The following is a 16828-nucleotide window of genomic DNA, read 5'->3' as shown; positions in this document are numbered from 1 at the left end:
GAGAATTAAAAATGGAACGTATTGTTTATCTAAATGGTGAATATGTAAAAGAAACTGACGCGAAAATATCAATATTTGACCGAGGTTTTCTATTTGCAGATGCCGTTTATGAAGTTACTGCCGTACTTGAGGGTAAGCTAATTGATAACCCTGGTCACTATGCGCGTTTAGCACGTTCGGCCAAAGAACTTGGTATTAAGTTCGATCTTAGTGCAGATGACTTAACTCAGATTCAGCGCGACCTGATTGCGAAAAATGAACTCAATGAAGGAGGTATTTACCTTCAATTGACTCGTGGTACAGAAAGCGATCGTGACTTTACATACAGTGAAGATATTAAGCCGACTTTGGTTTTATTTACTCAGTCACGTAATTTGGTAACCAGCCCAATTGCAACGAAGGGTATTAAGGTTATTTCTACAGCTGATATTCGCTGGCGTCGTCGTGATATTAAAACGACTAGCTTATTGCCTGCATGTTTAGCAAAGCATGCTGCCCATGAAGCTGGCGCGGATGATGTATGGATGATCGAAGATGGTTTTGTGACTGAAGGTGGTTCTAGTAATGCCTACATCGTGACTCAAGATGATAAGTTAGTTACACGTCCACTTAGTAATGACATTTTGCATGGTATTACTCGTGCTTCATTAATGAAGCTCGCCGTCGAAATGAAATTGGATATTGAAGAACGTTTTTTTACTATTGAAGAAGCGTATGCTGCGAAAGAAGCATTTGTAAGTTCTGCAACGACATTTGTTTGGCCTGTCGTCTCTATTGATGGAAATACAATAGGAACAGGACAGCCGGGTGATATTGCAATGAAACTGCGAGAGATATATATCAAAACCGCAAGGGAACTTGCTGAATAGTGTTTAGATATTAATTGTCTACCTCTTATTTAAAAAAACCCAACCTTAGTGTTGGGTTTTTTATTAACTAAAATAGAGTATAGTAATAATACTATTCGGTGTCTGATCGCATATCGCTCAAGTCGTAGCGCGCATTGGTGTGACTTTTTTTAACGATTTTTTATGATTTTAACCAATCTTTAACCATAAGCTATCTAAAATGCGGCGCTGAAGGTATGTTGTATTATTTAAGGCTATTTAGAAAATAGAATAGTCCAATTGCTTTTTCTCACCCCACTTTTTTATATTGGTTGTAGAACGGTATAGCCAAACTTTTTAGGAGAGATTCAAATGTCTAAATCCTTCCCTTTGCCCCGTAAATCGGTCTTGGCATTAGGTTTAATGGTTGCTTTAACAGGTTATGCAAACGCAGAAGGGCCAGAAGGTATGCCCGGTGGAGGAGCACCAAGAGCGACAGCTGTAGACGTGGTTCAACTCAAACCGGAATCAGTAGAGATTACCACTAAGCTGCCAGGTCGCACCAGTGCTTATCGCACGGCGGAAGTTCGCCCTCAGGTTGATGGTTTGATTATCGAACGTTTATTTACCGAAGGTAGTTTGGTTAAAAGTGGAGAGGTTTTATACAAAATCGACCCAGCAACGTATCAAGTTGAGCTTGATAGCGCTAAGGCGAGTTTAGCCTCAGCCCAAGCGACATTAGAGAGCTCTAAGTTACAAGAAGAGCGTTATGCTGAATTGGTAAAAAGTCGCGCAATTAGTACTCAAGATTATGAAGATGCACGAGCAACATATCGTGCAGCTGAAGCGAATGTGATGGCAGCACAAGCGGCGGTATCATCGGCAAAAATTAATTTGGCTTACACTAAAATCAAGGCACCAATCTCTGGTCGAATCGGAAAATCTACTGTGACCGAAGGAGCGCTAGTTACTGCCAATCAAACCAGCTACCTTGCAACGATCCAACAGTTAGATCCTTTGTTTGTCGATCTTGCTCAGTCGAGTAGCGAAGTAATGAAAATTCGCATGAGCTCGAAAGGGACAGATCAAGAGTTCAGTGGCATTAAAGTTACTCTTGATGACGGCACAGAAATAGAAGAAAAAGCGAGCTTACAGTTTGCTGATGTGACGGTCGATGAATCTACTGGGACTGTTGGCCTAAGAGCATTGCTGCCTAACCCAAATCATCTTTATTTACCTGGACTGTATGTACGAGCTGACCTCCCGATTGAAAAACGTGAAGGTGCTATTTTAGTTCCTCAAAAAGCTTTAAGTCGTGATTCTCAAGGTAATGCTTATGTAATGGTGGTGAATCAAGAAAATACGATTGAAAGTCGCTCAGTGGTCGTTGATCGTATAGTCGGCTCTGACTGGTTAGTAAATTCAGGTCTACAAGATGGTGATACCGTTGTTGTGAGTGGTTTGCAAAAAATACAAGTAGGCTCTTCTGTTGAACCTACCGTCACAACGAACGAGTAGGGAGCGAGTTTATGTCACGTTTTTTTATTGATCGCCCTATTTTTGCATGGGTGATTGCAATCATCATCATGTTGGGAGGGGTGCTCGCAATTGAAACCCTTCCAATCGAACAATATCCGTCAATATCTCCTCCGTCGATAAAAATAGCGGGGAGTTATACAGGTGCTTCAGCACAAACCATTGAAGAAAGTGTCACTCAGGTTATAGAGCAGAATTTGAATGGTATCGATAACTTATTGTATATGTCATCGAGCAGTGATTCTTCAGGGAGCTTTTCGGTAACATTAAGTTTTGCTACCGGCACTGATCCTGATATTGCTCAGGTTCAAGTACAAAATAAATACAATGCTATTTCCAGTAACTTACCTGATTCAGTGGTGAATACTGGTGTGACAATTAGTAAGTCAAATAGCAGTTTCTTGCTGGTTGCTGGATTTGTATCGACCGATAACTCAATTAATAACCATGAGCTCGCCGATTATGTGGTGTCCAATATTAAGGATCAGGTAAGTCGTCTTCAAGGTGTAGGTTCGGTTACGGTATTTGGGGCACAACATGCTATGCGCATTTGGTTAGATCCCAATAAACTGTACAAGTTTAACCTCACTCCTTCTGATGTAACGACAGCAATTACCAATCAAAATAGCCAAGTGTCGTCAGGTGAGATAGGTGGTACACCAATCGTAACTGGTCAACAAATTAACTATACGATCACAGCTCAAAGTCGTTTAACAACAGCGGAAGAATTTGAAAAAATTCTTCTTAAAGTGAATACGGATGGTTCACAAATTCGCATTAAAGACGTTGCTCGTGTAGAGATTGGTAGTGAAAGCTACGGCTCAGTAGCGCAATACAATGGTCAGTATTCAACCGGGCTTGCGATTTCATTGGCCACAGGCGCGAATGCACTTGATACTGCTGAAGTGGTAAGAGCTAAATTAGACGATCTTGATGATTATTTCCCAGATTCTGTAGAGGTTGTTTATCCATACGATACAACGCCATTTGTGCAAATTTCAATTGAAGAAGTTGTTCAAACACTGATTGAAGCGATTGTACTCGTTTTCTGTGTTATGTATTTGTTCCTTCAAAATATCCGCGCAACGTTAATTCCAACGATTGCAGTACCCGTTGTGCTACTGGGCACATTTGGCATCATGTCTATATTTGGTTACTCAATCAACACACTGACGATGTTTGGTCTTGTTCTTGCAATCGGGTTGTTGGTAGATGATGCGATTGTTGTTGTTGAAAACGTAGAGCGGGTAATGGCTGAGGATGGGCTAGGACCTAGAGAAGCAACTCGTCGCTCAATGGGACAAATTACAGGCGCATTGATCGGGATCGCTTTGGTGTTGAGTGCGGTATTTGTACCAATGGCATTTTTTGGTGGCTCAGCAGGTTCGATTTATCGTCAGTTTTCGGTCACGATTGTGTCGTCAATGGTGCTATCAGTTATCGTCGCGATGGTGTTGACTCCTGCGATGTGTGCCGCATTTTTGAAACCATTAAGCGAAGGTTCACATACTCCGACTCGTGGACCATTAGCTTGGTTTAACAACGCGTTCAATCGCGGTACCGATAAATACCAAAATGTCGTTGGAAATACGGTTAGTAAAACATTTCGTTATTTTATTGTTTATGGACTTATTGTTGGCGGGTTAGTCGTATTATGGCAACGTCTTCCATCTTCATTTGTACCAAATGAAGACCAAGGCGTAATGATGACGATGGTTCAATTGCCAACGGGTGCAACGCAAGAACGAACACTTGCGGTTCTCGACCAAGTTTTAGATTATTACCAAACTAATGAGAAAGACAACATTGAATCAGTGTTTAGTGTTGCTGGCTTTAGTTTCAGTGGTAGTGGTCAAAATATGGGGATGGCGTTTGTCAAATTTAAGGACTGGAGTGAACGCCCCGCACCTTTCCAATCAGTTGATGCCGTAGTGGGTCGAGCGTGGCCAGGATTAGGACAAATTAAAGACGCACAAATCTTTACGTTCAACTTGCCACCAATTCAAGGTTTAGGTAATGCCAGCGGATTTGACGCTTATCTTGTTGACCAAGGAAGTCATGGTCATGAGGCTCTTGTTGCCGCTCGTAACCAAGTACTTGGAATGGCGGCTCAGGACTCTTCTCTGGCCAATGTCCGACCTAATGGCCTAGAGGACTCTCCGCAATTTAAAATTCAAATTGACCATGAAAAAGCAATGGCAATGGGCGTAGCGGTTAGTGATATTAACAGCTTACTATCTACTGCTTGGGGTTCTTCCTACGTCAACGACTTTAATGATAACGGTCGAATTAAAAAGGTATATGTGCAGGGTGATGCTCCGTATCGAATGAACCCGGAAGACCTGAACTTATGGCATGTTCGTAACGATTCAGGTGATATGGTTCCGTTTGATTCATTTGCTCAAGGATATTGGAGTTATGGTTCACCTAGCTTGACACGCTTTAATGGTTTTTCCGCGATGAACATTCAAGGCTCAGCCGCACCAGGAAAGAGTTCTGGTGACGCGATGGACGCGATGGAAGCGATTGTGGCGAAACTTCCTTCAGGCTTTGGCTTGGAATGGAGCGGCATTTCTTACCAGGAACGTCAGACTTCATCTCAGACAACTTTGCTTTACGGACTCTCATTACTTATCGTATTTCTGAGTTTGGCAGCGCTGTACGAGAGCTGGATTGTACCATTCTCGGTTATTTTGACGGTACCTTTGGGGATTTTTGGCGCGATTGTTGCGACAACTCTTAATGGATTATCAAATGACATTTATTTCCAAGTCGGTCTTTTGACAACGATTGGTTTGTCGGCAAAGAATGCAATTTTGATTGTAGAATTTGCTAAGGCTCAATTTGATGAAGGCATGGAGTTAATTCAAGCAACAGTTATGGCGTGTCGTATGCGTTTACGTCCAATTATGATGACGTCATTTGCCTTTATCCTAGGTGTGTTGCCATTGGCGCTTTCATCTGGAGCAGGCGCGGCTAGCCGAAATGCAATTGGTTGGGGCGTTGTTGGGGGAATGTTCTCCGCAACGGTTCTCTCAATTTTCTTTGTTCCTGTATTTTTTGTTTTGGTGATGAAATTGTTTAAAGCAAAACCTAATGCACTCAAAGCTAACGCGACATCTGAGGAGACAGTTAATGCAGAATAAGATCTTACCTATCGTCATTGCAGCTCTACTTGGTGGATGTAGTTTAACTCCAGAATATCAAACACCTGCGGTTCCTGAAACCGACGGGTGGGTCGGTGTTGAGCAAGTCTCGAATCAAGAGGTTCTTCCTGAGTGGCGTCAATTTATGGCGGATGAAACATTACAGGAGTTTGTTGAACTGGCGCTTGTAAATAATAAAGACTTACGTCAAACCGTGTTAAATGTTGCTTCAATGCGAGCTCAATACCGTATTACAGACGCAGAACGGTATCCGGCTATTAATGCCGGTGCATCGCAAAGTCGCACGTTTACTCAAGATGCGGTTACAGGCAACGGTGATAGCTACAGTTCAAGTTACCTCGCAACTTTGGGTGTAACGAGCTATGAGTTGGATCTGTTTGGAAAGGTGAAAAGCAATTCGAATCAGGCGTTAGAAACCTATTTGTCTGCTGAAGACAGTCGTCGTAGTGCAGTGATATCACTGGTTGCCGAGATAGCGTCAAACTATGTTTCTTTACTCACTAACCAAGAGCTACTTGCCATTAGTCAAGAAACAGTAGCGACTTATCAAGAGACGTTGAAATTGGTACAAACGCGTTTTGATGCTGGTTATAGTGATGCGTTAACATTAGCCCAATCAAAGACAGCTGTATACGGTGCACAAGCAACTGTATCAGGTTATCAGCTTGCAGTTGCAACTGATTTCAATACCTTACGCCAATTAGTCGGTGTTCCAATCTCGATGCCTGAGACTAAGCGGTTACCAAGGAATGATGGCAAAATGTTGTTTGCTTTAAAAGAGGGAGCACCATCGGAACTGTTGCTTTCTCGTCCTGATATTATGGCAGCGGAGCATCAACTTAAAGCGGATAATGCAAATATTGGCGTTGCGCGAGCGGCGTTTTTTCCAAGTATTAGCTTAACTGCCAGTGCTGGTTCGGCGAGCAGTTCTCTAGATAACTTATTTTCAAGTAATTCTGGTTACTGGACTTTTGCACCATCACTTTCATTGCCAATTTTTAATTGGGGCAGTAACGAAGCAACACTTGATTCGGCTAAAATAGCGAAGCAGGTGAGTGTGGTCGCTTATCAGGAAACGATTGAAACGGCATTTAAAGAAGTTTCAGATGCAGTACTTGGGCAGCACTATTACTTGTCGCAGTGGAAATCACAGCAGAAGAACTTAGAAGCAAACATGGACTATTACGAATTAGCTAAGATGCGTTACGAAAAAGGTAATGACAGCTATATTGACTTACTCGATGCACAACGTTCATTATTCAGTGCAAGAGAAAGTGAGTTGTCAGCACACTTAAACTTGTTAACAAGTCGGGTTAGTTTGTACAAAGCGATGGGGGGTGGTTGGCAAGCCGCCGATATTGATTCTGTGAATCCGAAGTTAGTCTCAGAGTCGATTACTGAAGCTGATTAAGACTAATGGTTGCAGTTAAATGCACAGTTTCAATACTTGCATAGTATGAAAAAACCGGCTTTCGATGAGCCGGTTTTTTATTTGTAGGTTGGGATATTAATGAGGCTTACTAACTGTTATTCCCAGAATGCGTCTTAGGCTTGTTAGCTCGACTTTTATTGTTCGCTGGTCGAGGTTTTCTGTTTTGCCCATTGTTGGTTGAATCGCTATTTGATTTGGGCTTATTGTTTCCAAATCTACGTTTTGGTTTTGCTTGACCACGATTTGATTCATCGTCGTTTCGCTCATTATTGCCGTTGTGTGCGTGAGGTTTTATAGGCTTCTTTGGCTTCTTAGGTTTAATTGGTCGTGTATCTAGCTTCTTCTCTGGCACCGGATTGCTAGGTTTAAACCCACTGAGCTCAAGGCGTGGTAATAATTGCTTGATTAAACGTTCAATCGCAAATAGCTCGTTTGCTTCTGCTGCTGCAACCAAAGAAATCGCCTTACCGACTTCTCCCGCTCGTCCTGTTCGACCAATTCGATGAACGTAATCTTCTGGAACATTTGGCAATTCATAGTTAACGACTTGAGGTAATTGAGGGATATCGATACCACGAGCGGCGATGTCTGTCGCGACTAGCACTCGAATGTCGCTCGACTTAAACTCAGCTAGCGCACGTGTCCGTGCGCCTTGACTCTTGTTCCCATGGATAGCAGCTGCGCTAATTTTTTCATCGTTCAAGAATGCCGCTAATCGGTTCGCACCATGTTTTGTTCTGGTAAAGACCAAGACTTGATGCCAATTTCCATCTTTTATGAGCTTTGCCAGCATTGGTGCTTTCTTTTTAGCGTCAGCGGGATAGATAGACTGTTCAACAGTTGGAGCAGTTGAATTTGCAGGGCTGACTGACACTTCGATTGGACTATTCACTAATCCCTTCGCAAGTTCGCGAATTTCGGGAGAGAAAGTGGCGGAAAACAGTAAATTTTGACGTTTTTTCGGTAACAGTTGAAGAATTTTACGAATATCACGGATAAAACCCATATCAAGCATTCTATCTGCTTCGTCTAAAACTAGAATTTCTAGTTGGTCAAACCTAACCGCATTTTGATTATGTAGGTCCATCAAACGACCGGGAGTCGCAACGAGGATATCGGCACCTTGACGTAGACGTAGCATTTGAGGGTTAATTTTTACTCCGCCAAATACAACGGCGCTCGTGAGAGGTAAGTGACGACTGTAGGTCACCACACTCTCATGTACTTGAGCGGCAAGTTCACGAGTGGGTGTTAAAATTAATGCTCTAACTTGATTCCCTCGAACTTTCTTTCCTCGTGAGAGGCGTTGCAAAATCGGTAACGTAAATCCAGCGGTTTTACCGGTACCAGTCTGAGCCGCAGCCATGACATCTTTTCCATCGATCACGGCTGGGATAGCCTGTTCTTGGATTGGTGATGGAGTGTCATATCCTTTTTCTTGGATAGCTCTTAAGATTGGTTCAGAAAGACCCAGCTTGGTAAAACCCATAGTTGATTCTCGACTATTAATGAGGAGTAGCGCGTTTCTAGATGCGCGAAAAGTGCGTCATTCTGAGACTTTTGTCACGTAGTAGCAACAGTTAATTCAATTAACTTATATTTATGTCTTATCTAACTGCTGTAACAGAAAGCTATTTTAATTAACGGCTCTTATGAGATTTGAACGTAATTGAAGCCATGCTATTCTGAATTACCAATTTTGATCAGGAATCACGATGTATAAATTACTTGCATTAGACTTAGATGGGACTGTACTCGATAGTCAGCGGGGGATTCATCCAGATGTTAAGGCTTCTATTCAGGAGCTCAAACATCACTATCACGTAATGATTGTTACTGGACGTCACCATACTGCAGCAAGACCCTATCATGCTGAATTGGAATTAACGACGCCGATTATATGTTGCAATGGTACATATGTGTATGATTTTCAGGAAAACAAAGTGCTTCAGCATACCGCTTTGAATAGAGAGGTGGCACTTAAGTTTCTTGAACTTGCTCATGAATCGAAAATGAAAGTTTTAATGTATGTAACAGACGCGATGCTCTATTCAAAATCAATCCCGGTGGAATTTATTAGCAGTATTCTTGAGTGGTCGAGTCAATATGACGATGATTTAAAGCCGAATATATTGGAGGTTGAATCATTTGCAGAACATGCGATGAGTGCTGAGTTTATCTGGAAATTTGTCGTAGAAGGAGAGCCATCTGTTATTGAAGCATTTAATTCGCTTTCCTGGATTAAAGAGAATTTTAATGGCGAGCAATCGTGGAGCAATCGGTTTGATTTTGCGGCGATTGGAAATAGCAAAGGTAAGCGACTAGCGGAATATGCCGAAAGCTTGGGTATAAAATCGTCAGAAGTAGTAGCAGTAGGTGATAACCACAATGACATCTCGATGCTTGAATATGCTGGACTAGGTGTTGCGATGGGCAATGCAGAAGCAGAAGTTAAACGGTGCGCAAATCAGGTTTGTATAGGAGATAGCAATGGACCTGGTTTGAGTCACTTTATCCAAAACACATTTCTAGGTTAAATATTAATAAAATAGAGAGCGAGCTTTATCGCTAACTGCCTCACAATCGTTTAAATAGAGTGGTGAAGTGGATGCTATTAAAACGGATAGTGGCAACTCAGTTTATTGAATGTGTATATTTTTTGCGATAATTGGATTAACTCCTCTCATCCTTACTCTTATCATGAACTACAATATATCTAATGTATTGAGAAATAAGAATTAACATCTGTAAGAATTAGGGATTAGTAATGGAAGAAATCAGCTTAAATATTATCTGTGTCGATGATGATGAACTGATGCTCAAGACCATCGGAAGTACGATCAATGATTTACGGCCACATTGGAAGGTGCTGTATTGTAATGACCCATTGGCGTGGCGTGATGAGTGGAGTTATTCAGATATTGAAGCACCCGCTGTCTTTATCTCTGATTTGCAGATGGCTCGAAAACGTGGTGACCAATTATTAGATGAAATAAAGAATATTTTTCCTGATGCTATTCGTGTGTTGTTAACAAGTGATAATGATGAATCGTTTTCGGGGCGAGCTCATAATTATGCGCATTTTGTGTTACCAAAACCGTTGGTTGAATCGGACTTTGAGCGTTTATTTCTCTGCGCCGAGCAATTGGACAAAATGCCGTTTAATGATGAATGTCGTCGGAATCTAGGAGCGTTTACAGACTTACCTGTGCTACCAGATAGTGTGATGAGATTGCAGAGAGTGTTAGGGTCACCCTCGTGTGACAACCATAAAGTTGCCGATGTAATCAGTCACGAGCCAGCATTAGTCGCACGTGTGTTCCAAACAGCAAACTCCCCCTATCTTGGTTTTCGAGTTTCGACGGAGTCATTGCCTGACGCAGTGGGTCGATTAGGGATGACATTGGTCGAAAGTTTAGCAATTGAACAGCTTCTCTCTATTTCTAATAAAAGGTTAAGCACAAATCGGCATATAGCCGTGACTGAGAATGCCCTAAAAATTGGCGAAGTATCTCGAGTATTGGCAAGAAAACTACACTTAAGTTTGAATGATCAGGATAAAGTGTTTATTGCTAGTTTATTGACGTCAATAGGTGCGTTAGTATTGCTCGAAGAAGGTGCCAACGAATCCGAATTAGACCATTATATCGGCTTACAAGAAGGTATGTCTGATAGCCACATTATCGCGGCATATGTGTTGATAATGTGGGGTTATGAAATTGATATTAGTGAGGCCATTCTCCATCAGCGCAAAGTAAACTTTGAGTCTGAAGATATTGGCGTTCTTCGCTCAAGTATTGTAGGTTTAGCGACTCAAATTGTATCGTTCAATACGAAACAGGAACTACTTGATTTAGCAGAGACGTTACCGAATACTGTAGCGGAAATTGTTGTCGAACTTTCCACATTTCGTTTTGATAAATAGTATGGATTTTTACCAGTAGGGTTTAGTAGGAGTAATAATGAGTAATAGTCGACTAATATTATCTGATTTGTTTGATCATCTCTCCTTTGCCATATGTATCGTGCGAGCGGACTATATTATCGAAAAAGCAAACACATATTTCCAAGCCCATGCGGTTCATACATTTGACTCAACAGAAGAACAGAACATTCTAGAGCTATTTCCCGCTGCCTCAAATTATCTAAAACCATTGATAGATAGTGTTTTTAAAAATCAATCGTCACATTTTGCTTCGTGGGAAAAGCTTTCTGATACCTTGCCATTTAAAAGAGATCGTACTGTATATGGTGAAGCAGACAAGATGCAGCAAGATTGGGAGTTTGTTCCAATCTATGAAAATGGAAATGTAACGCATGTAGGGTTATGTATTTACGATTCTACTGTACAGGCCAGTCAAGAAAAGCAGCTCCATCTAATCTTAGAGCAACTTAATGCTGAACGTAAGCAACGGCAGAAATTGGAACAAAAACTGAGTGAAGTTCAAGGTCAACTGATTTACTCGGAAAAAATGGCATCGATTGGCCAAATCTCAACAGGAATAGCTCATGAAATTAATCACCCAATTGAGTCTATGACTGCGAATATGCATACCTTCAAAGATCACACTCAAAACATAGAAAGCGCCGTTTCTGATATTGAAAAATTGATACTGACGAATGCTGATCAAAGTTTGATAGAGCAATTTAAAACGTTGAAAGTAGCAAACAGACTTGACGCGATTTTTAATGATACAGATACGTTAATCAATGAATCACTTTTGGGATCCGATCGAGTTTTAGCAATTATCGAAAATTTAAAAGAGTTTTCTCAAGAAGACGCTTCAGAGTGGAGCTATGCAAGTCTAGTGGCATGTATTGAGTCGACATTAAAAATTATTAATAACGATATCAAATATGGAGTGTCAATAGAACGCGACTATGAAAATGAGGTACCCGATATCTACTGTCAACCAATGCAAATTAATCAGGTATTGCTTAACCTTATTGTAAATGCTAGTCAAGCTATTGATAGTGAGGGAATTATAAAAATATCTCTTAGTAAAATCGATGCAAGCTCGGTAGAAATTCGAGTTAAAGATAATGGTACTGGTATAAAAACAGAGCTGCAACAACGTGTATTTGAGCCATCTTTTACCACCAAGGGAGGTGATTCAGGTACTGGGTTAGGTTTATCTGTATCGCATGATATTATCGAGCGCCATCACGGGAAAATACGGCTACAAAGTAAAGTAGGCGTTGGTACCGAGTTTATTGTTACTTTACCAATAATAAAGCAACCTACTGATGACGTTGGCGAGTAGCGACAATATTTGACTCACTATTAAAAACTCAGATTCTTGAAATAGATGTGTCAACGAGTAAGTCAAACGCTTAAGGCTTGTCCTCTCTTGGGCAGGCTTTTTTATTGATAGTAGCTTTTTAGTGCCCTATCGCATGAATACATGCAATGTAGCTGAAATCTCGAGGAATATTTGGTTTAACCTAATCTTAACCAGAGACAATTTATCATTGATCTCATTGTGGTAGCTATTACCAACCTTAGAACAGTGAATAAAGGCCAATTTAATGCTTAAAGTATTAGTTGTTGAAGATGATATCGATTTAGCAACGGCAATCATCGATTATATGGATTTAGAAGATATAAATGCTGATTATGCGGCTGATGGTGCTGTTGGGTATAATTTAATTACAACTCAGACTTACGATGTTGTCGTGCTTGATCTGAACTTACCTAAAATTGAAGGATTAGCCGTTTGTGAGCGGATCCGAAATTTAGGTATAGAAACACCCGTGCTGATTTTAACGGCAAAAGATACATTGGACGATAAGCTCATTGGCTTCTCAAAGGGCGCTGATGATTATTTGGTTAAACCATTTGAAATGGAAGAATTAATCGCACGAGTAAATGTTCTTTCGAAGCGCCGTAGTGGTCAAATGACTAAATTGACAATTAAAGATCTTGAATTTGATTTATCATCTAGAGAAGTAAAAAGAGAAGGACAGTTAGTTAAACTGTCGCCTATTGCCAGTAAAATTCTCGAAATGTTAATGCGAGAATCCCCAAATAGTGTATCAAGAGAGAAGATCATTCGTAATGTATGGGGAGAAGAACAGCCCGATAGCAACACGTTAAAGGTTCATATTTTTAATCTAAGAAAGCAAATCGATACTCCAGGTCGTGAGCACTTGATTCACACGATACCAAGTTTTGGTTTTGCGATTAAATAAAAACTGAGAGAGCATGCTAACCAACCGCAGCCTAAAAATTTACATTTTATTTGCCGTTATTTCCATGGGGGTCATAACGGTTCTAAGCTTCTCAACGTTGGCTGCCAACAATTTTGTACAAGGCTTAGACGCTTCTGTTCGAACGACCATGGAAAAAATCGGCAAAAATATTGATGAGTCAGGGGAACACCCAAGACAGATACTGGACTTTAGTATTGCAAATAGTTGGGAAGAATTGCCGGCGTTAGTACAACGCAAACTGTTACCTTTGGATAAACACCAAATGTTTGTGAAACAAGCTGAACGAGATCACTGGTGGGATAGGCCTACAAATGTAACCTTTGTGCTGCGCTATGATCTTAAGAATAAGCAAACTATATACATTTCCAAGGTATTTTACGCTCCTGAAACATCAAAGACGTTAGAGAGGGCCGGTGATTCTCATATAACTAAGAATGTTTTATATGCCGTGATGGGCATCATCCTGTTTACGTCAATTATTCTTCTTTTATTACATAAGATCTCGAAACCGATGAAACGCTTGAGTTCATGGGCGGCAAGTCTAACACCAGAAGTGTTGCAGCAGCCGGTGCCTGATTTTTATTACTGCGAATTGAACAATTTGGCGAATATTGTTAAGTCTAGTTTACAGTCAGTTCAGACTACGTTAGATCGTGAAAAGCAATTTCTTAGCCATGCGAGTCATGAATTACGAACACCTATCGCCGTGGTGAGAAGCAATACTGAATTGATGCAGAAGCTCATCGAGAAACAAAACAGTGTCGATAAACAGCAGGCAGTGTTGGATCGTATTTTACGCGCTGGTCATTCTATGACTGAGTTGTGCGAAACGTTACTTTGGCTCAATCGCGGGGAGTACCGCAATCTGCCGACCACAAATGTAGAACTTTCCTTACAGTTAGAGCAATTGACGAACAATTTACATTACCTGATTAGAGATAAAGACGTCGAGGTACATACGCACTTTGAATCAGGTGAGTTTCCTATGAAATCGACACTAGTCACTATCGTGTTAGGTAATTTGATTCGCAATGCCTATCAACATACTCAATGCGGTACGGTTGACATAGAGCAGCATGGGCAGAAAGTAACCATCACCAATCGCGAGGCGGAGACTCAAGATGACTACAATACCCTTGGATTTGGACTAGGCCTAGAATTAACTGAACGCATTATTCGCCATTATCGATGGACATATGACGTAGTATCACTACCAAATGGTCGTAGTGTTACAATTGAATTCTCCGAAAAAACAAAGCTTTAATATGGTTTTTTGAAAATTGCATGCTTGTATTTGAATATTGCGGGTTTATGAATTTCGCATCATCGATTTAAAACAATGTGCTCACTTATTGTTCACTTCTCTAGTTGCAATTTATTCATTTCTAATTAGTTGCTAGAACTATTAATTACGACTATGTTTATAAAACTAGCTTAGTCTTTTGTGTAATAGTGGCACGTATATACCCTGCATTTTCAAGTTAAAATAGGATGCCTATGGATTAAATCTGTCGTAGGTGCATTTTTATGCGGAGTTTATGCTGCTTGTAAGGGAAAAAATACCATGGTAATTTCATCGTTTGTGAAAATAGCTTGTGCATTTAACCATCATAAGCAACGTGGCGTGACTGCGATTGAGTATGCGGTAATCGGCGTAGGTATTTCACTAATCGTGGTTACAGTATTTAGTACTGATGGGCAATTACAAAGTGCCTTTAGTGGTGCTATCACTGAAATTTCTTCAAATATTACGTCGGCGGGAGATAATGGCTGATTATTCTTTCACCATTACATATATCATCAATAGTGTCGGTTAACTTGATGATGTTAATTAATTGTTATTTGTTTTCTAAGGTTAATCTAATATAACTAATTAAGTAATTTCGCAGGAGGGTTTATTACAGAAAAAGTAAATTACAAATTAGGCTCTAAGTCTTCGTTATATGCTACACTTGTATTTTACCTTACTCTGACATTTGTTGTTTATATGCATTAACCGCTTATTAACGATGGATAGAAAGAGAGTATGGTATAAAGTTGAGAAGATTGAATTAGCTTTCGAGTATGTGTTGTATCTTTTTCATATCAAATTTAATAAGTAATATCATGTGGTTATTAAAAAGTATGGATTAGAAACAAATAACATTTACATGTAAGAAACTAATAAAAATCATATCATAATTGAAGCTGAATTAGTCTCGAATTTGAGATGCCGTATTAATTTAGTTACATATGATATTGATTTGTTTCTTATTAGTTGAGTTGGTTTATATTGAATGATATTTTGTATTTGACAGTCGCCTAACAGGCCGATTGAATCCATCATGCAAGAATTTTATTGTAATACTTAAAGGAAAAATGACATGTTAACTAAATTATTTGTAAAAGCGTCTTTAGCTCTAGAAGCAAAAAAACAACGTGGTGTCACAGCAATTGAATACGCAATCATTGGTGTTGCTGTTTCTGCGATCGTATTAGCAGTATTTAATAGTAATAATGGTTTGAAAGGTGCTTTAAGCGGTGCAATTTCTACTGTTTCTGGCAACATCGATTCAGCTAATACTACTGGTTCTTAATCTGCAGGTTTAGTGACAAGTAAATAGGACAAGTAAATAGGAGAGTATGGTGAATGATTCTCTCCTATTACTTTTTTATCTCCATTATATAGCTGAGTAGACGCATACTCATAATTATTGGTGAATGTAGTTTCGTTAGTATGATTGTCTAGCCGTCGATTCTTGGAGGTTTGATGATTTTTTTAGAAAAATTTTATTTTTTTCTTCTTTTCGATACATTCAGAGTTTGAACGTTATTCTAGGAAGCGACATGAGTTCAAAAATAATCATTTTAATCGCGGTAGTTGCCATTGGCTTAGGTCTTTGGGGCTTGAAGTTAGGTTTTGAACCCAAACAAGCACCTCAAGTCGTTCAACTTGTAAAAGAAGAAAAAGTTAAAATTTATATTGCGGGTAAAGACCTTGAAAAGGGTGAACAAATCCAACGAGATAGCGTTAGTATTGAATATTTAGCCAAGAGTCAGGCAAATAAAAAAGGGATAGATAAAGATTCTGTCTTACCGTTTGACTCAATTTTACTTGCAAGAAAACCCATTCAAGAAGGGGATATTATCTACCCTGAATTCACCATCGACCCAACTGATAAAGAATATGTAGACTTTGTCACAAAACCCGGTTCGGTGCCATTTCCTCTCGAAGTCGAGCCAACTTCAGTTATTGGAGGTGTTATCCATGCAAATTCCGTTATTGATATTTTGGCTATGAGTTCGAAAAACCAGAATTTATCGGGAGATGCTGAGATATCAAATCGAGGCTTTACAGGGGTGACATTAACTCCAATTCTTATGGGGATTAAAGTCATTAAGGTTAACACGGTGGTTGAGCAGCCGAAAACGACCAAAAATAACAAATCTAAAGTAGCAGGCACCACACGAACTACCTTAATTTTGGAGCTTTTACCTAAGCAAGTTGCCACAATGACCGTAGCTAAAAAAATTGCTAAACTGGAAGTTCATAAATCTGTTGGTAATTTAGAGAGAAACGAGTTATCTGCGGACGCAGGGGATGTACTGGAAGATTATAAATCGATAAAAGAATTCCGTGCTAATGAAGCAAAACTAAATTAAGGAATAATAAA

General features: G+C 40.0%; 13 protein-coding genes. 12 read left to right on the top strand and 1 reads right to left on the bottom strand.

Features of this window, described 5'->3' with window-relative positions; all coding sequences use genetic code 11:
• Positions 1–11: 11 nt before the first annotated feature.
• The 4 genes from ACXJY6_RS04180 to ACXJY6_RS04165 all read left to right on the top strand — a co-directional run bounded on the left by ACXJY6_RS04180 (position 12) and on the right by ACXJY6_RS04165 (position 6941).
• Positions 12–869 carry a D-amino-acid transaminase gene (locus tag ACXJY6_RS04180; RefSeq protein ID WP_456051863.1) on the top strand — a complete coding sequence of 286 codons (858 nt, stop codon included), beginning with the start codon at positions 12–14 and terminating at the stop codon, positions 867–869.
• Positions 870–1199: 330 nt separating this feature from the next.
• Positions 1200–2345, top strand: coding sequence for an efflux RND transporter periplasmic adaptor subunit (locus ACXJY6_RS04175; RefSeq protein WP_456051864.1), 1146 nt, complete (start codon positions 1200–1202; stop codon positions 2343–2345).
• 11 nt (positions 2346–2356) lie between these two features.
• On the top strand, positions 2357–5509 hold the full coding sequence (locus tag ACXJY6_RS04170; protein WP_458767493.1) for an efflux RND transporter permease subunit: 3153 nt from the start codon (positions 2357–2359) through the stop codon (positions 5507–5509).
• Positions 5499–6941, top strand: coding sequence for an efflux transporter outer membrane subunit (locus tag ACXJY6_RS04165; protein ID WP_458767492.1), 1443 nt, complete (start codon positions 5499–5501; stop codon positions 6939–6941). Before ACXJY6_RS04170 ends, ACXJY6_RS04165 begins: the two co-directional genes overlap by 11 nt.
• Before the next feature lie 109 nt (positions 6942–7050).
• Here ACXJY6_RS04165 and ACXJY6_RS04160 read toward each other — a convergent pair whose 3' ends face one another.
• Complete coding sequence (locus ACXJY6_RS04160) at positions 7051–8451, bottom strand: DEAD/DEAH box helicase (protein WP_458767491.1); 1401 nt, start codon at positions 8449–8451, stop codon at positions 7051–7053.
• Positions 8452–8677: 226 nt separating this feature from the next.
• On the opposite strand from ACXJY6_RS04160, the gene ACXJY6_RS04155 reads away from it, so the two are divergent.
• The 8 genes from ACXJY6_RS04155 (at position 8678) to cpaB (ending at position 16817) form a co-directional block, all read left to right on the top strand.
• Positions 8678–9499, top strand: coding sequence for a Cof-type HAD-IIB family hydrolase (locus ACXJY6_RS04155; protein ID WP_458767490.1), 822 nt, complete (start codon positions 8678–8680; stop codon positions 9497–9499).
• A gap of 230 nt (positions 9500–9729) precedes the next feature.
• Complete coding sequence (locus tag ACXJY6_RS04150) at positions 9730–10887, top strand: HDOD domain-containing protein (RefSeq protein WP_456051869.1); 1158 nt, start codon at positions 9730–9732, stop codon at positions 10885–10887.
• A 37-nt stretch (positions 10888–10924) separates the two neighbouring features.
• Positions 10925–12226 (top strand): sensor histidine kinase, encoded by a 1302-nt coding sequence (locus ACXJY6_RS04145; protein ID WP_458767489.1) that lies wholly within the window; start codon positions 10925–10927, stop codon positions 12224–12226.
• Between the two features lie 265 nt (positions 12227–12491).
• Complete coding sequence (locus ACXJY6_RS04140; RefSeq protein WP_456051871.1) at positions 12492–13154, top strand: response regulator transcription factor; 663 nt, start codon at positions 12492–12494, stop codon at positions 13152–13154.
• A 13-nt stretch (positions 13155–13167) separates the two neighbouring features.
• Positions 13168–14439 (top strand): sensor histidine kinase, encoded by a 1272-nt coding sequence (locus tag ACXJY6_RS04135; RefSeq protein ID WP_458767488.1) that lies wholly within the window; start codon positions 13168–13170, stop codon positions 14437–14439.
• Positions 14440–14739: 300 nt separating this feature from the next.
• Positions 14740–14949: a Flp family type IVb pilin gene (locus tag ACXJY6_RS04130; RefSeq protein ID WP_456051873.1), complete on the top strand. Its 210-nt coding sequence runs from the start codon at positions 14740–14742 to the stop codon at positions 14947–14949.
• Positions 14950–15538: 589 nt separating this feature from the next.
• Complete coding sequence (locus ACXJY6_RS04125; protein WP_456051874.1) at positions 15539–15751, top strand: Flp family type IVb pilin; 213 nt, start codon at positions 15539–15541, stop codon at positions 15749–15751.
• Positions 15752–16001: 250 nt separating this feature from the next.
• Positions 16002–16817 carry a Flp pilus assembly protein CpaB gene (gene cpaB / locus ACXJY6_RS04120; RefSeq protein WP_458767487.1) on the top strand — a complete coding sequence of 272 codons (816 nt, stop codon included), beginning with the start codon at positions 16002–16004 and terminating at the stop codon, positions 16815–16817.
• Positions 16818–16828: the final 11 nt, after the last annotated feature.

Source organism: Vibrio phycocola (assembly GCF_054404255.1).
Note: the sequence above shows the minus strand (reverse complement) of the source record. Positions and strands in the feature narration are given on the sequence as shown.